Annotated in this window: 15 protein-coding genes and 3 pseudogenes; 8 read left to right on the top strand and 10 right to left on the bottom strand. The window is 64.4% G+C overall.

The window, feature by feature from the left end; genetic code table 11:
- Nucleotides 1–79: 79 nt before the first annotated feature.
- Together RHBS_RS05985 and RHBS_RS05990 are read right to left on the bottom strand one after the other, a co-directional pair.
- On the bottom strand, nt 80–547 hold the full coding sequence (locus tag RHBS_RS05985; RefSeq protein WP_052047273.1) for a helix-turn-helix domain-containing protein: 468 nt from the start codon (nt 545–547) through the stop codon (nt 80–82).
- A gap of 73 nt (nt 548–620) precedes the next feature.
- Nucleotides 621–1895: a DUF445 domain-containing protein gene (locus tag RHBS_RS05990; RefSeq protein ID WP_187298391.1), complete on the bottom strand. Its 1275-nt coding sequence runs from the start codon at nt 1893–1895 to the stop codon at nt 621–623.
- 74 nt (nt 1896–1969) lie between these two features.
- Between RHBS_RS05990 and RHBS_RS05995 the strand changes: the two genes are divergently transcribed.
- Nucleotides 1970–2707, top strand: a complete 738-nt coding sequence (locus RHBS_RS05995) for a TetR/AcrR family transcriptional regulator (protein ID WP_128645118.1) — start codon at nt 1970–1972, stop codon at nt 2705–2707.
- Here RHBS_RS05995 and RHBS_RS28790 read toward each other — a convergent pair.
- Complete coding sequence (locus tag RHBS_RS28790) at nt 2704–2880, bottom strand: hypothetical protein (RefSeq protein WP_187298392.1); 177 nt, start codon at nt 2878–2880, stop codon at nt 2704–2706. The genes RHBS_RS05995 and RHBS_RS28790 overlap by 4 nt on opposite strands.
- Before the next feature lie 62 nt (nt 2881–2942).
- Between RHBS_RS28790 and RHBS_RS06000 the strand changes: the two genes are divergently transcribed.
- Both RHBS_RS06000 and RHBS_RS06005 read left to right on the top strand, forming a co-directional pair.
- The gene (locus RHBS_RS06000; RefSeq protein ID WP_128645120.1) at nt 2943–3488 is read left to right on the top strand and encodes a type 1 glutamine amidotransferase domain-containing protein; all 546 of its coding nucleotides are present in this window, start codon (nt 2943–2945) and stop codon (nt 3486–3488) included.
- A 16-nt stretch (nt 3489–3504) separates the two neighbouring features.
- Nucleotides 3505–4494, top strand: a complete 990-nt coding sequence (locus tag RHBS_RS06005) for an iron-siderophore ABC transporter substrate-binding protein (RefSeq protein WP_128645122.1) — start codon at nt 3505–3507, stop codon at nt 4492–4494.
- A gap of 70 nt (nt 4495–4564) precedes the next feature.
- Here RHBS_RS06005 and RHBS_RS06010 read toward each other — a convergent pair whose 3' ends face one another.
- Nucleotides 4565–5026, bottom strand: a complete 462-nt coding sequence (locus tag RHBS_RS06010; RefSeq protein WP_128645123.1) for a PPOX class F420-dependent oxidoreductase — start codon at nt 5024–5026, stop codon at nt 4565–4567.
- 33 nt (nt 5027–5059) lie between these two features.
- Here RHBS_RS06010 and RHBS_RS06015 point away from each other — a divergent pair.
- Nucleotides 5060–5916: pseudogene (locus RHBS_RS06015) on the top strand (PPK2 family polyphosphate kinase).
- A gap of 80 nt (nt 5917–5996) precedes the next feature.
- Here the strand turns inward: RHBS_RS06015 and RHBS_RS06020 are convergent.
- The 4 genes and pseudogenes from RHBS_RS06020 to aceA all read right to left on the bottom strand — a co-directional run bounded on the left by RHBS_RS06020 (nt 5997) and on the right by aceA (nt 9796).
- Nucleotides 5997–7035 (bottom strand): annotated as a pseudogene (locus RHBS_RS06020) (NAD(P)-dependent alcohol dehydrogenase).
- 96 nt (nt 7036–7131) lie between these two features.
- Entirely contained in the window at nt 7132–7407 is a 276-nt protein-coding gene (locus RHBS_RS06025) for a hypothetical protein (protein WP_094614003.1), read from the bottom strand.
- Between the two features lie 64 nt (nt 7408–7471).
- Nucleotides 7472–8347, bottom strand: a complete 876-nt coding sequence (locus tag RHBS_RS06030; RefSeq protein ID WP_128645127.1) for a 3-hydroxybutyryl-CoA dehydrogenase — start codon at nt 8345–8347, stop codon at nt 7472–7474.
- A gap of 160 nt (nt 8348–8507) precedes the next feature.
- Nucleotides 8508–9796: pseudogene (gene aceA / locus RHBS_RS06035) on the bottom strand (isocitrate lyase).
- Between the two features lie 532 nt (nt 9797–10328).
- Between aceA and RHBS_RS06040 the strand changes: the two are divergent.
- Nucleotides 10329–11186 carry a DUF559 domain-containing protein gene (locus RHBS_RS06040; protein WP_128645129.1) on the top strand — a complete coding sequence of 286 codons (858 nt, stop codon included), beginning with the start codon at nt 10329–10331 and terminating at the stop codon, nt 11184–11186.
- Between the two features lie 81 nt (nt 11187–11267).
- Here the strand turns inward: RHBS_RS06040 and RHBS_RS06045 are convergent, their stop codons facing one another.
- Nucleotides 11268–11672, bottom strand: a complete 405-nt coding sequence (locus RHBS_RS06045; RefSeq protein ID WP_128645130.1) for a hypothetical protein — start codon at nt 11670–11672, stop codon at nt 11268–11270.
- Between the two features lie 147 nt (nt 11673–11819).
- Between RHBS_RS06045 and ramB the strand changes: the two genes are divergently transcribed.
- From ramB to RHBS_RS30250, 3 genes are read left to right on the top strand one after another with little or no spacing between them, the layout of a single operon-like run.
- Nucleotides 11820–13232 carry an acetate metabolism transcriptional regulator RamB gene (gene ramB, locus RHBS_RS06050; RefSeq protein ID WP_128645132.1) on the top strand — a complete coding sequence of 471 codons (1413 nt, stop codon included), beginning with the start codon at nt 11820–11822 and terminating at the stop codon, nt 13230–13232.
- An 18-nt stretch (nt 13233–13250) separates the two neighbouring features.
- Nucleotides 13251–13685, top strand: coding sequence for an LLM class flavin-dependent oxidoreductase (locus RHBS_RS30245; protein ID WP_237669034.1), 435 nt, complete (start codon nt 13251–13253; stop codon nt 13683–13685).
- Entirely contained in the window at nt 13676–14014 is a 339-nt protein-coding gene (locus tag RHBS_RS30250) for a hypothetical protein (protein ID WP_237669035.1), read from the top strand. Before RHBS_RS30245 ends, RHBS_RS30250 begins: the two co-directional genes overlap by 10 nt.
- Here the strand turns inward: RHBS_RS30250 and RHBS_RS06060 are convergent.
- Nucleotides 14011–15006: an MBL fold metallo-hydrolase gene (locus tag RHBS_RS06060; RefSeq protein WP_237669036.1), complete on the bottom strand. Its 996-nt coding sequence runs from the start codon at nt 15004–15006 to the stop codon at nt 14011–14013. The two genes, RHBS_RS30250 and RHBS_RS06060, sit on opposite strands and share 4 nt — an antisense overlap.
- Between the last annotated feature and the right edge of the window lie 5 nt (nt 15007–15011).

A 15011-nucleotide genomic window follows, 5' to 3' on the forward strand; every position in this document is an offset into this window, starting at 1 on the left:
CGCTACGGCCTGGACGACGGCGTCGCCTGCACCGACGGCTGCGAAGATGGGGGTCTTGACGTTCTCGAAGTTCTTGGAATCAGACATCGGGTGTCTCCTGTTCGTCGGGTTCGGGCTCCTGCGTCGACTCGTTCTCACGACAGAACGAGTCGTAGATCTCGATCAGCACTTGCTTCTGCCGTTCGGTGATGTGCTCATCGCCGAGCAGAGCTTCGCGCACCGGACCGTGGGGACGCGCTTCCAAGATCCCGGCCCGGACGTACAGCACCTCCGAGGAGACGCGCAGACCCTTGGCTATCTGCGCTAGCACTTCTGCGGACGGGTTTCGCAGTCCGCGTTCGATCTGACTGAGGTAGGGGTTGCTCACTCCGGCTCGGCTGGCGAGTTGCCGCATCGATACCTGCGCGGCTTCCCGTTGCGACCGGATGTAGCTGCCTATGTCCTGAGCTGCGGTCGTCACGACTGCGGCGACAAGATCCCCTGCCTCGGCGACGACCTGCGTCGCCTCGGTCGCCTTGGCGACCAGATCCCCCTCGTCATCGGCCATCTCGGCCTCCTGTTTTCGGTGTCCTACTGGACGGTACCGAAGGGTGCTAACTATTGCAAGCACTCTGCTAGCACTAGTGCCCGAAGATCAGGTCCGAGATCGTGTAGATGGCCAGACCGGCAATGGAGCCGACGACGGTTCCGTTGATGCGAATGAACTGCAGATCGCGTCCCACCTGCAGTTCGATCTTCTTGCTCGCCTCCTCTGCATCCCAGCGAGCGACGGTGTCGCCGATGATCGTGGTGATCTCGTCGGCATAGTTCGAGGCGATGTAGCTCGCCCCACCGAGGAGCCAACCGTCGACCTTGCCGCGCAGATCCTCGTCGTCGCGCAGACGAACACCGAGGTTGGCGGTGTTCTCCTTGATCTTGGTGCGCAGTGTGCTCGTCGGGTCGTCCACCGACTCGGTGATCAGACGCTTGGCCACCTTCCACGTCGCCGCGGCGAGGCCGGTGATCTCCTCGCGTCCCATGATCTGAGCCTTGAGCTTCTCGGCCTTCTCGATGGTCACCGGGTCGTGCTGCAGGTCGTTGGCGTAGTCGACGAGGAACTTGTTCGCGGCCTGACGGACGTCGTGCTCGGGGTTGGAGCGGATCTTCCAGGTGAACTCGACGAGTTCCTTGTAGACCTTCTCGCCCAACAGGGTGTCGACGAACTTCGGCGACCAGTTCGGGGAATCCCGCGCGACGACGCGATCGATCATCTCCTGGCTGCCGAGCGCCCACTGGTGAGCGCGCTCGGCGAGCATGTCGATCAACGGCAGCTGACGGTTCTCGCGGAGCAGTTCGTCGAGGATGCGGCCGATCGGCGGACCCCACTGCGGATCGGCGAGTCGACGCACGATGGTGCTGTCGATGACGGCGGTGATGTCCTCGTCGTTGAGTACGTCGACCACTCCGTGCAGCACGGTCGCCGCCTCGGCCGCGACGCGTTCGGCGTTGTCGGGCTGGGCGAGCCAGGTACCCAACCGCAACGGAACCTGCGCCGACGCGACCTTCTCGGACACCACCTCGGGTGCGAGGAAGTTGCTGCCGACGAACGAACTCAGGCTCGCGCCCAGCTGGTCCTTCTTCTTCTTGATCAGCGCCGTGTGCGGAATCGGGATACCCAGCGGGTGCTTGAACAGTGCCGTCACCGCGAACCAGTCGGCGAGCGCGCCGACCATGCCCGCCTCCGACGCCGCTCGGACGTAACCCACCCAGGCACCTGCCCCCGTCGACTCCTGCCACCGGCAGAACAGGTAGACGATCGATGCGAATACGAGAAACCCGGTCGCGACCGTTTTCATCTTGCGGAGGTCGCGACGTTTGGTGTCGTCGTCGAAGTTCATGAGCTGCACAACCGACATTGTGCCCATAACTGCGACGGATCAACCGGACGCAGCCTGCGACGGTGTCTTCGAGGGCGCATAGGGTGGTGGTCGTGGCGAGAAATACGACGGAGGCAAAGCTGGACGAGTCCGAGCCGAGCGAGGACAAGCCGAAGGTCGAGAAGCCGGACGGTCGCAAACGTCGGTGGCGTGAGCACAAGATCGCGCGCCGCGAAGAGCTCGTCGACGGCACGCTGGCCGCGATCCGGTTGCGAGGCCGCGAGATCGGAATGGACGAGATCGCGTCGGAGATCGGTATCTCCAAGACGGTGCTCTACCGCTACTTCACCGACAAGAACGATCTGACGAGCGCGACCATGTCGCGGTACGTCGAGACGACTCTCGCCCCGCGCATCTATGCCGCGATCTCGCACGAGCTCGACGAGTACGAGCTCACTCGCGTCGTGGTGACCGCCTACGTCGAGACCGTGGCCACCGACCCCGAGGTGTACCTGTACGTCATGGCGAACAACGCCGGCAACAACCGCGACGTGGTCGCGGAGTCGGAGCGAATGATCGCCGAGCTGCTCTCGACCGTGCTGGGCGAGCGCCTTCGCCAACGCGAGATGGACTCGGGCGGTTCGGTGCCGTGGGCGTTCGCCATCGTCGGTGCGGTCCAGCTGGCCACCCACTGGTGGATCTCCAACAAGTCGATGTCGGCGGACGACCTGATCGACTACCTCTGCATGATGATGTGGGGCGGAATCCACGGGGTCGCCATGGCCGACGGCTCACCGGCGAAGTTCAAGTCGCAGCCCCACCCTCTGGTCGACGGGCCCGGCACGTCCTAACGCTCGTCGTACCCGTCGTCGTCCAGTGGCACCTCGGCTCGCTGGTCCAGAACGTCTCGGGCGTCGGCCTCGACGGGCAGATCGTCCACGTTCGGCTCGGCCGGCTCGTCCACGATCGGCAGGTCCCGCTGCGCGCGATCCTCGGAGGGAGTTTCGATGGGTAATTCGCTCATGTCTCCATTCGTACCACCGCTCGTCAGTTTGAGATCCGGCCCGGTCGGACATCCGAACAGATATGACCAACGAAACCCTGACCGGACGCCGCATTGCCATTCTCGCCACTGACGGCGTCGAGCAAGTCGAACTGGTTCAGCCCCGCGAAGCCGTCGAAAAGGCCGGAGCCACAGTCACATTGGTCGCTCTCGACCACGGCGACATCCAAGCCATGGAGAGCGACGTCAATGCCGCCGACACCTTCACCGTCGACCGCGTCGTCGCCGACGTCTCCGCAGACGACTTCGACGCCCTGATCCTGCCCGGCGGAACCACCAACCCCGACCAACTTCGTGTCGACGCGGACGCGGTCGAGTTCGTCCGCGCATTCGTGCAGGCCCGCAAGCCCGTCGGCGTCATCTGCCACGGAGCCTGGACCCTCGTCGAAGCCGACGTCCTGAAGGGCCGGACGTTGACGTCCTACCCGAGCATCCGCACCGACATCCGCAACGCGGGAGGAACCGTCGTCGACGAGGAAGTGGTCGTCGACGGCAACCTGGTGTCGAGCCGCAATCCGGACGACCTGCCGGCCTTCTGCGCGAAGATCGTGGAGCATTTCCGCGCTTGATAGGTTAGCGTGCCCTATGCGCATTTCTCGTTCGTTGGCTCTGCCTGCGGCAGCCCTCACCCTCGCCCTCGCCCTCACCGCATGCAGTTCCGACGCCGCCGACGGCGACAGCACCGAACCTTCCGAGGCCGGTGGTGTCGTCGTCACCGACATGTTCGGTGACGTCCAAGTTCCGGCCGACCCCCAACGCGTGGTCGCGCTCGGTTGGTCGGACGCAGAGACCGCGCTGGCGCTCGGTGTGGAACCGGTCGGGGCCAGCGACTGGCTCGGCGTGGGCGGAAACGGCTTGGGGCCGTGGGTCGACGAGTCCTACGACACCGACCCCACCATCGTCGGCACCTTCGACGTCGACTTGGAATCGGTTGCCGCTCTGGCCCCGGACCTGATTCTCTGGACGCGCAGCACCAACGACAAGGCCGTCTACGACGACCTCTCCGACATCGCCCCCACTGTTGCCGCACCGCCCGGAACCGACGTCGCTTACGGCACCACCTGGGACGGCCAGACCGAGATCGTCGCCCAGGCGCTCGGAAAGGTCGACGAGGGCACAAAGCTCGTCGACGACACCCAGGCACTGATCGACGACACGATCGCGGCCAACCCGGAGTTCGCCGACAAGACCGTCGCCGTCGGCACGCTCTACAGCGGACAGATCGGTGCCTACGTGCGCGGCGACACCCGCGTCGACTTCCTCGAATCACTCGGCATGACGAACACCCCGGCCATCCAGAACCTCGCCGAGCCGGGAGCGTTCAGCATCGAACTCTCCGAAGAGAACGTCGCTGCCCTCGACGCCGACCTCACCGTCATGTTCCCCATCGGCACCGGACCGGAGGTGATCACCGAGAACCCGTCGATTCAGGGCCTGCCGTCGGCACGCGACGGACGCCTCGTGGTGCTCGGTGACCTCGACCTGTCCAACGCATTCTCGGCCGCCTCGGTGGCCGGCACCCGATACGCACTCGAGAACGCAGTACCGCTCTTCGCGGCACCACTGAAGGGCTAGATCACACTCTTCCCGGGGGGCTTGTCACACTTTCCCGGGCGGGCTTGTCACACTCTCCCTGGCGGGCTTGTCACACCCTTCCCGGGGGAAAGCCACCCGCGGCGATCGGTCCCCAGGTGTCGATCACGATGCGTATCAACGACTTTCCCTGTTTCACCATCGCCGCGCGGTACTCGTCCCAGTCCGAGTGCTCGCCTGCGATGCTGCGGAAATACTCCACCAGCGGCTCGACGGCGTCGGGAAGATCGATGATCTCGGCCGTCCCGTCGACCTGTACGTAGTCGCCGTTCCAGTCGTCACTGTGCACCAGCACCGTGACGGCGGAATTGCGGCGGATGTTGAGCACCTTCGCGCGCTCGGGGTATGTGGCGATGACGATGCGGCCTTCCGAGTCCACCCCGGCCGAGACCGGAGAGACCTGCAGGCCGTCGTCGCGCTTGCGGGTGATCAGGGTGTGATGGTGCCGCGGGGAGACGAATTCGAGCAATTCCTCACGCGACACGGTTTCTGCTTTTGCAATGGTAGGGGCCATGAATCCCATGGTAGAGAAGTAGTCTTCTCGCCTATGGCCGACAAGTCGAAACTGTGGACGCTCTCGCCCGTCGATGTGCTGCGCGCCGGCGCATCTCCCGTGTGGAGGACATCGATTTCACGGCGACCCCGGGATTCGACGGCGCGAAAGCACACGGCAACGACGTCCTCGAGCAGCGCGGTGCAGTGCTTGCGGCGCTCCAGGAAAAGCTCTATGCCCACGGGCGCGCAGGCGGCACCAAGTCGGTCCTGCTGGTGTTGCAGGGCATGGACACCGCAGGCAAGGGCGGCATGGTCAAACACGTCATCGGGATGGTCGATCCGCAGGGTGTCGACCTCGCCTCGTTCGGGGTGCCGACCCAGGAGGAGAAGCAACACCACTATCTGTGGCGCATCCGCAAAGCACTTCCGCGGGCCGGCCGAATCGGGGTGTTCGATCGGTCCCACTACGAGGACGTGCTCGTCGTCGCGGTCCACGATCTGGTGCCGCGGCAGGTGTGGGAGAAGCGATTCGACGAGATCAACGCCTTCGAGAAGGAACTGGTCGACGAGGACACGGTCGTCGTCAAGGTGGCCTTGTTCGTGTCGGAGGACGAGCAGAAGAAGCGATTGCAGGAGCGGCTCGATCGACCCGAGAAGCACTGGAAGTACAACCCGGGCGACGTCACCGAGCGTGGCTTCCTACCGCAGTACCGGGCGGCGTATCAGCGGGTGCTGGATCGTACGGACTTCGACCATGCACCGTGGTACGTCGTTCCGGCCGACCGCAAGTGGTACAGCCGCTTGGCCGTCACGGAAATCCTGATCGACACGTTGGAGAAACTCGATCTCGATTGGCCCGCAGCAGATTTCGACGTCGAACACGAGAAGAAGCGGCTGGCCGAGAGCTGAAGCCCCCTTCGAAGGCGTGAATGGTCCATTGACCCCCGTCTGGGCAGGTCAACGGACCATTCACGCGTCCAAGAAGACTGTTACAGCGTGGCTGCGTCGATCACGAAGCGGTAGCGCACGTCGGACTTGACGACGCGGTCGTATGCCTCGTTGATCTTCTCGGCCGGGATGACCTCGATCTCGGCACCGATGTGGTGCTCGGCGCAGAAGTCCAGCATTTCCTGGGTCTCGGCGATGCCGCCGACCATCGAACCAGCGAACGAACGACGGTTGGCCAGCAGGTTGAACGCGGGCACCTCGAGGGGCTTCTCGGGAACACCCAGCTCGACGAGGGTGCCGTTGCGAGCGAGCAGTCCGAGGTACTTGCCCATCGGCAGGTTCGCGGAGACCGTATTGAGGATCAGGTCGAACTTGCCCTGCAGATCCTTGAGGGCGGTGGTGTCCTTGGTGGCGTAGTACTCGTCGGCACCGTAGGCCTTGCCGTCGGCTTCCTTGGCGTCCGTCTGGCTCAGCACGGTGACGTGGGCTCCGAGTGCATGCGCGATCTTGACGCCGATGTGGCCGAGGCCGCCCATGCCGATGATGGCGACCTTCTTGCCCGGTCCTGCTCCCCAGTGCTTGAGCGGCGAGTACAGAGTGATGCCCGCGCACAGCAGCGATGCGGCGACGTCGAGCTCGACGCCTTCCGGGATGCCGAGGACGAACTTCTCCGTCACGACGATCTGGGTGGAGTAGCCGCCGTGGGTGAACTCGCCTCGTAGGTCTTCGAGTTGTACGTCTGAACGACGCCCTTGGTGCAGTACTGCTCGTCGCCGTCCTTGCACGCCTCGCACTCGCCACAGGAGTCCACGAAGCAGCCGACGCGACGCGGTCGCCCACCTTGCGGCTGGTCACCTCGGAGCCGACCTCGGCCACGATGCCGGCGATCTCGTGCCCGGGAACGACGGGGTAGGTGGTGCCGCCCCACTCGTTGCGGGCAGTGTGGATGTCGGAGTGGCAGATGCCGGCGAACTTGACGTCGATGAGGATGTCGTTCGGTCCGACGGCGCGTCGCTCGATCGTCGCCTTCTCGAGCGGGGCGTCCGGAGCGGTGGCCTGGTAAGCGGTAGCTGAAGTCATATCTACATTGCTACCTACGCATCAGTGCAAGCGCAAGGCAGCTACCGCCTCGACCAGGCTATTCCTGCTCTAAACGAGTCGTTCGCAACAGTAACGTCAGCTGTTCTTGGCGATATTGACGCCCAGCCACCCAACATACGCCACCAGACCGACAAGTCCGATCTTGCGGGTCTTGGGGTAGGCGATCGCCGCACCGACCGCCAGTTCGGTGGCTCCGTTGCGACTGATCCAGGTTCGCGTGTCCTTGGGGAACGGGAGCTTGGTGATTCCCTCGAACGCCTCCGGCACCACGAAGTGGGCGGCGCCGGTGGCGGCCAACCCGATCCCGAATGCCTTGGGAACCACACCGTTCGACTTCGTGGACTTGCTCACTGACACGCTCCTGTGATCGAGGTGATTGAACTGGCAAAACGACAATAGCGCTACCCGACGGTGGCTACTTTGCGACCCGGCCGTTCTCGTAGCGATAGAACCCGGCTCCGGTCTTCTTGCCCACCTGCCCGGCCTCGACCATGCGCAGTAGCAGCGGCGGTGCGGCGAAGAGCGGTTCGGCGAATTCAGAGTGCATGGAATCGGCAATGGCTTTGACGGTGTCGAGGCCGATGAGATCGGCGAGTGCGAGCGGCCCCATCGGGTGCGCGAGCCCCAGCACCGTCGCCTTGTCGACATCTTCCTTGGTCGCGAATCCGGACTCGACCATGCGAATCGCGGAGAGCAGATAGGGCACGAGCAGCGCGTTGACGACGAAGCCCGAGCGGTCTGCCGAGCGCACCACCTGCTTTCCGAGAACGTCGCCTGCGAATCGCTCGGCACGGTCGGCCACTGCCGGTGAGGTCAGGTCGGTGGTGACGAGCTCGACGAGTGGCAGTACCGGGACCGGGTTGAAGAAGTGCAGACCGACGACTCGGCCGGGTGCCGTCGTCGCGGCTCCCAGGCTGACGATGGGAATGGAGGAGGTGTTCGAGGCGATGACGGCATCGGGGTCGGTCACCACCGAGTCGAGCTCGGTGAAGATGTCGGCCTTGATCTTCTCGTCTTCGAGTACTGCCTCGACGACGAGTTGACGATCGGCGAAGTCTGCGAGGTCGGAGGTGAATCGCAGCCTGGCCGCAGCGTGCTCCCGCTCACGTTCGGTGATTTTGCCGCTGCTGACGCCGCGGTCCAGGGACTTGAGGATGCGGGTGCGTCCTGCGCTTGTCAGTTCGCGGGTCTGTTCGTGGACCAGCACGTCGACATGGGCGCGGGCGCAGACCTCCGCGATTCCTGCCCCCATCTGCCCCGCTCCGACGATCCCCACCCTCTCGACCGTCACAGGAGGCTCCTAGCCATTGATGTTGCGGCACAACAGGTTGAAGTGAGATGGGGGTAACTCTTCCGGGGAACGCCCAGGACCCAGGCGATACAGATCAGGCGGCCCGCAACGAAAGTTGCGGACCGCCCGACTAGTGCGCTGAAAGGTCAGGAGAGGCGGCTCAGTGGAACTGGCCTTCTTCGGTGGAGCCCTTCAGTGCAGCCGTCGAGGTGTTGGGGTCGACGGTGGTGGCGATGCGGTCGAAGTAGCCTGCGCCAACCTCACGCTGGTGCTTGATGGCGGTGAAGCCGCGCTCTTCGGCAGCCTTGAACTCGCGCTCCTGCAGGTCGACGAACGCGGTCATGCCTTCGCGGGCGTAGCCGTGTGCCAGGTCGAACATGCCGTAGTTGAGCGAGTGGAAGCCTGCGAGGGTGATGAACTGGAACTTGAAGCCCATGGCTCCGAGTTCCTTCTGGAACTTGGCGATGGTCGCGTCGTCCAGGTGCGCCTTCCAGTTGAACGAAGGCGAGCAGTTGTAGGCGAGCAGCTGGTCCGGGAACTCGCTGCGAACCGACTCGGAGAACTTCTTGGCGACCTCGAGATCCGGCACGCCGGTCTCCATCCAGATGAGGTCTGCGTACGGTGCGTAGGCCTTTGCACGAGCGATGCAGGGCTCGATGCCGTTCTTGACGCCGAAGAAGCCCTCGGCAGTGCGGGTTCCGTCGAGGAATTCGCGGTCACGCTCGTCGACGTCGGAGGTGATCAGCGTGGCTGCCTCGCGTCGGTGCGGGCGATGATGACCGACGGGACGTCGGCGACGTCAGAGGCCAGACGCGCTGAGGTCAGGGTGCGGATGTGCTGCTGGGTGGGGATGAGAACCTTGCCGCCGAGGTGGCCGCACTTCTTCTCCGATGCGAGCTGGTCTTCCCAGTGCACGCCTGCAGCGCCGGCCACGATCATGGCCTTCTGCAGCTCGTAGGCGTTCAGTGCGCCACCGAAGCCGGCTTCGGCGTCGGCGACGATCGGTGCAACCCAGTTCTTGACGGAGGTGTCGCCCTCGATCTTGGCGATCTCGTCGGCGCGCAGCAGTGCGTTGTTGATGCGACGGACGACCGACGGCACCGAGTTGGCCGGGTAGAGGCTCTGGTCCGGGTAGGTGTGGCCCGAGAGGTTGGCGTCGCCTGCGACCTGCCAGCCGGAGAGGTAGATCGCCTGGAGGCCGGCGCGAATCTGCTGCACGGCCTGGTTGCCGGTGAGGGCACCGAGGGAGTTGATGTAGTCCTCGTTGTTCACGAGGTCCCACAGGATTTCGCTGCCGCGGCGAGCGAGTGTCGCTTCTTCGACGACGGTGCCCTGGAGGTCGGAGACCTGCTGCGCGGTGAAGTTACGGGTGACGCCCTTCCAGCGGGGGTTGGTGTCCCAATCCTGCTGGATCTCGGCGATGGTCTTCGGGGTGCCGGTGGTCGACATCTTCAGCTCCAGTCTCTTCTGCTTCTCGGCCTGCCTCGAGACGAATCTTCACATCGTTGCCAGGCCCTTCTGGTGTACTCCAAAACAATGGCACACCCGAAAACATGCGTCTACCAGTTGTTAGTGCCAATCTTGGCTAGCTTTACCGGCACCATTGCTAATGTTGCTAATTTTCAGCCGACGCAAACCTCTCCGATCGGACGGCGTGGTTACTCGTCGGTAGCGATGAATCCCCAGTTGATGAACGGAATGAACAAAATTCCTTACCGGACGCTTGTACGGTTTGAGGAGGGCGTCTGAATCGAGTCAGAAACCGGCCTCCATGTGACTGACATCACAGTACCCCGATCCCACGATGTGAACATGCACGGGGTGCTCCACTCGCCATCACGTTCGCGGGGATTCCGCGGCCGGCACCCCCCGGGTGGAGCGCGACGCGCCTTCATCCACAGCCACGCAGCTATCCACAGGGCATTGCATTTCCCCAGGTCGAGCATCTGGCGCCGGCCGACACATCCCCGATGCTGCACCCATGGCTCCCGACAACACCGAAGCAGGCTCCACTCCCGGCCCGGCCACCCTTCAGCAGCTGGTCGCTTCCGGACTCCACCCCAGCACCGTCTCGCGGCGCTTCACCCGTGTTCTGCCGACGGTCCATATGCGAGGGGAACCGTCGACGATGGATCGGTGTCGGGCCGTTTCGCTGTGGCGACCGGACGCCGTGCTCAGTCACCGGTCGGCCGCATACCTGCGGGGCTGGACGACGGAGCCGTCCACTCTCGATGCCACCGTCCCTCGCTCGGCGAGGTTGCAGCCACCGCCATGGCTTCGGCTACACCGTCGCGCACTCGATTCCGTGTTGGTCGACCAAGTCGAGACCCTGCCCTGCACCACCCCTGCGCAGACGATGCTCGATTGCCTGGCGGTACTCCCCCGCGCCGAGGCCGAGTTGCTGATCGACGAACGCCTGAAGTTCGGACTCGACCCCGCATCGCTCCTCTGCTTGCTCGAGCGGTTCCCAGGCCGACGCGGCAACGCAGAGTTGGCTCGCCAAGTTCGGTTGGCAGTGACCACATTCGCCTCGGAACCGGAGCGGGCATTGGGACGCGCGCTGCACCGGATCGGGCTGTTCCTGGAGATGAATGCGGCAGTCGGTCCGTACATCTGCGACCTCGTCGACCGTCGCAGCCGAACGATCATAGAAGTGGACGGGCGTGAATTCCACAGTGCAGCTGGGGTATTCAGCAAGGATCGGCGTAGGCAGAACGCTTTGGTGCTCGATCGCTGGCTGGTGCTGCGCTACTCGGCATTCGACGTACTGGCCGCACCGGACGTCATCGCCGGCGAGATTGCGTCGGTGATCCGGCGGCGTCGGGAATCGAGGCGATGACTGCACACAGTGCTCCACTCTCGGAGCCGCGTACGAGATTCATCGCACACGCCCCCGAGAGTGGAGCATCAGTTGTCGAGATCAGATACGGACGCCGGTTCGCTCGTCACTGTGTGCAACCACCCGAGAGGTGATCGGTGTCCGACGCGAGGAGAGCACCCCGAGCGCACCCATCGCGGCGATCACGAGTCCACCGATGATGGCGAACAGGTCCGCAGCGAGCAATCCGGACGGGAACACCATCAGCGCGGGCGAGACTGCGAGCAGCAGGCCGAGGCCGACGTGGGTCCAGTGGCTTTGCCTCGACGACGATCCGATGGCCCACAGCGCGGTCGATGCAGCGAGAATGCCGAGCACGAGGATGGCACCGGTGACTTCCTGGTCTCCCTGGACGGGAAGCCAGACGGTGGATGCGACGAGCACGGCTCCGGTGACGAATACGACGACGCCCCTGACGATTTCGGATGTGCGTTGACGGTTGGACATGACCGCTCCTCGTGGTGCGTGGTGAATAGCTCGTATACCGGTATACGCCTTTACCTCGGCTAATGTTCCCGAACAACACCGAATTGTGATCCAGCAGCTAGTTGCCAATGCTGTTAAGCCAATTCTTCGCAGGCGTAGCCTGGCGATATGTCCAAAACCTTCGTCGGCGTGCGGCTTCGGCAGCTCCGCAGCGAACGCAGCATGAGTCAGGTGGCGCTGGCGCAGAAGCTGGGAATCTCGGCCAGTTATCTCAACCAGATCGAGCACGACGTGCGTCCACTGACGGTGCCGGTACTGCTGCGGATCTCCGAGGTGTTCGGCGTCGACACATCGTTCTTCGCCTCCGAGGACGACACCAGGCTGGTCGCCGAACTCCGCGAGGTGGCGCTCGATCAGGACATGGGGATCGACGCCGATGCGCACGAGATCGCGCAGATGGTCAGCTCGCACCCGCAGTTGGCACGGGCGATGGTCAACATGCACCGCCGATACCGCAATACGACGGCTCAGCTGCTGGCCGCTACCGAGGAGCGTTTCTCCGACGGCAGTGGCAGTGGTTCCATCAGCAAGCCGCACGAGGAAGTGCGCGACTACTTCTATCAGCGGCAGAATTATCTGCACGAATTGGACACTGCGGCAGAGGCTCTGACGTCGAGAATCCGATTCCATCGCGCCGACGTCGGCGGCGAGATCGCCAAGCGGCTGCGGACGGTTCACGATGTGCAGATCGTCAATCGCATCGACCTCGGCGAGAACGTGCTGCACCGGTTCGATCCGCAGACGCGAGTACTGGAGATTTCACCGCATCTCTCCGGCGGGCAGAAGGTGTTCAAGTACGCCGCCGAACTCGCCTATCTCGAATGCGGGGATCTGCTGAAGAAGATGGCCGACGAGGGCAATTTCACCAGCGAGTCGTCGAAGAAGTTGGCGGTGCTCGGTTTCGCGAACTACTTCGCGGCCGCGACGGTGTTGCCGTACCACCAGTTCCACGACGTGGCCGAGGATTTTCGGTACGACATCGAGCGGCTCTCGGCCTTCTTCTCGGTCAGCTACGAAACCATCTGCCATCGCCTGTCCACCATGCAGAGGCCCGAGCTTCGGGGTGTGCCGTTCTCGTTCGTGCGCGTCGATCGCGCCGGGAACATGTCGAAGCGACAGTCCGCCACAGGTTTTCACTTCTCGTCCAGCGGTGGCACCTGCCCGCTGTGGAATGTGTACGAGACGTTCGCCTATCCAGGCAAGATCATGACGCAGATCGCCGAGATGCCCGACGGCCGCAGTTACCTGTGGATTGCGCGCACCGTGGAGCGACGCGCCGCGCGATACGGTCAGCCCGGCAAGACCTTCGCCATCGGCCTCGGGTGCGAACTGCGCCACGCCGGACGACTGGTGTACGCCGACGGTCTGGACGTGCAGGGTTCGGCGGCCGCGACGCCGATCGGAGCGGGCTGCCGGGTGTGCGAGCGCTCGAACTGCCCGCAACGTGCATTCCCTCCCCTGGGCAAGGACCTCGACATCGACGAGCACCGAAGTTCGGTGTCCCCGTACCTCGTTCGCTGAGACGAAAGGAAGACTGCCATGACGCGAATCGGCGTTGTACTCCGACCCGAACTTGCGCCGGAAGATCTCGTCGCGGCGGCACGTGCGGCCGACCGCGCAGGCGTCGACGAGGTGTGGTTGTGGAAGGACTGCTTCTACTCCGGCGGACTGTCCACTGCTGCACTGGTTCTCGCGAGCACCGAACGCGTGAGCGTCGGCATCGGGGTGCTGCCCACTCCGATGCGCAACGTGGCCGCCACAGCGATGGAGATCGCCACCGTGGCCCGAGTCCATCCTGGGCGGCTGCGCGTCGGGCTCGGACACGGTGTTCAGTCGTGGATGGGTCAGATCGGGGCGCGAGCGCAGTCGCCTCTGACATTGCTGAGCGAACAGATGGCCGCGCTCACCGCACTGCTGGCGGGCGAGAGCGCCACCGTGCAGGTCGGTACGTCTCACTCGACAACGTGCAGCTGAATTGGCCTCCGCTGCAACCACCGCCACTGCTCGTCGGTGCGACGGGGCCGAAGACTCTGGCCCTGAGCGGACTCACCGGTGCGGGCACCATCCTCACGAGCGAGACGTCACCGGATCAGGTGCGCGCTGCCGTCGAGCACATCGATGGTGGACCGGGACACGAGATCGTCGTCTACGTGGCCATGAGTTCCGATTCCGATGCCGCGCCGAGCAATCTGCAACGCTGGATCGACGCCGGTGCTACCACCGTCGTACTCGAGCCGGCCGCGGATCGATTCGATCTGGCCGGCCTGTTCACGCACGCCGCGTCGTCGACGCAGCGGTCCTAGCGCTCTCGCAAGAACCGCCCCGCGTCCGCGAAAGCCCGTGCTCGACGCGTCAGCGTGGGTGGCGCAGGCTTCTCGCCTCGCCACAGGCGGTAGAGGGTGCTCATGCTCAGGATGAGTCGTTCCGGTGAGTCCCACTGCGCGTATGGCTGAAATTCGCCTGATTTGAGCAGGTTTCGGGCGGCCACGGTGGAGTCGAGTCCGGCGTCGAAGCAGCTGCGTCCGGCCTCGGACACCCAGGTCCAGTAGTTGCGGACGGCGCGGATCTCGTCGGTGCCGCACAGAGGTCCGTGGCCGGGAACGTAGACGGCGGCGTCGAGCTCGAGGAGGTGGTCGAGGGCGTCGATCCAATTCTGCAGCGGTCCGTGCCAGAGCACCGGTGTGGCGTCGATGAACAGCAGGTCACCGGCGAACACGACACCGACGTCGGGGAGGTGGGCGATGAGGTCGCCTTCGGTGTGCGCCGGGCCGAGGTAGCGCAGGTGTACGGGTCGTCCTGCCACGTCGATGGTCTCGGTGGTCTCGAAGGTGTGGTCGGGCAGCCGCGGCAGAGCCCCGGGGAAGGTGGCGTCGCCGCGGACCCGGTTCATGTAAGAGCCCATCGCACCGACCGGTCCCGGCACCCAGCCGATCCTCGCGCCGAGAGAGGCGAACGCGTCCACCCCTTTCGGTGGCGTTTCTTCCTTCATCGCGTGCAGTGACGCGGCGCTGGTGGTGATGCGAGCGGAGGCGGGGACGGTGTCGTTTCCCCACCAGTGATCTCCGTCGGAGTGGGTGTTGAGCACTTCGGTGATCGGCGCGTCGGCCACCAGTTCGGCGGTGTCGGCCACGACCCGCTGCGCCCAGTGCACATCCCACACGGTGTCGATCAGCATCGACGCGGAACCCGGCGCGACGATCAGTCCGGTGTTGGTCTGTCCCCAACTTCCGGGCGGCCGCATGAATGCCCAGGTGTCGTCGGCGATCTGTCGGTACCCCACCTCTGTGTCTCCCACCGCCA

The organism is Rhodococcus sp. BS-15 (genome assembly GCF_000813105.1).
In the GTDB taxonomy this organism is placed as follows: Bacteria; Actinomycetota; Actinomycetes; order Mycobacteriales; family Mycobacteriaceae; genus Rhodococcoides.

Excerpts from the sequence above, each read along its gene's own strand:
- RHBS_RS05985 (WP_052047273.1), bottom strand. The coding sequence starts at position 547 with ATGGCCGATGACGAGGGGGATCTGGTCGCCAAGGCGACCGAGGCGACG.
- RHBS_RS05990 (WP_187298391.1), bottom strand. The coding sequence starts at position 1,895 with ATGTCGGTTGTGCAGCTCATGAACTTCGACGACGACACCAAACGTCGC.
- RHBS_RS28790 (WP_187298392.1), bottom strand. The coding sequence starts at position 2,880 with ATGAGCGAATTACCCATCGAAACTCCCTCCGAGGATCGCGCGCAGCGG.
- RHBS_RS06000 (WP_128645120.1), top strand. The coding sequence starts at position 2,943 with ATGACCAACGAAACCCTGACCGGACGCCGCATTGCCATTCTCGCCACT.
- RHBS_RS06005 (WP_128645122.1), top strand. The coding sequence starts at position 3,505 with ATGCGCATTTCTCGTTCGTTGGCTCTGCCTGCGGCAGCCCTCACCCTC.
- RHBS_RS06010 (WP_128645123.1), bottom strand. The coding sequence starts at position 5,026 with ATGGCCCCTACCATTGCAAAAGCAGAAACCGTGTCGCGTGAGGAATTG.
- RHBS_RS06040 (WP_128645129.1), top strand. The coding sequence starts at position 10,329 with ATGGCTCCCGACAACACCGAAGCAGGCTCCACTCCCGGCCCGGCCACC.
- RHBS_RS06045 (WP_128645130.1), bottom strand. The coding sequence starts at position 11,672 with ATGTCCAACCGTCAACGCACATCCGAAATCGTCAGGGGCGTCGTCGTA.
- ramB (WP_128645132.1), top strand. The coding sequence starts at position 11,820 with ATGTCCAAAACCTTCGTCGGCGTGCGGCTTCGGCAGCTCCGCAGCGAA.
- RHBS_RS30245 (WP_237669034.1), top strand. The coding sequence starts at position 13,251 with ATGACGCGAATCGGCGTTGTACTCCGACCCGAACTTGCGCCGGAAGAT.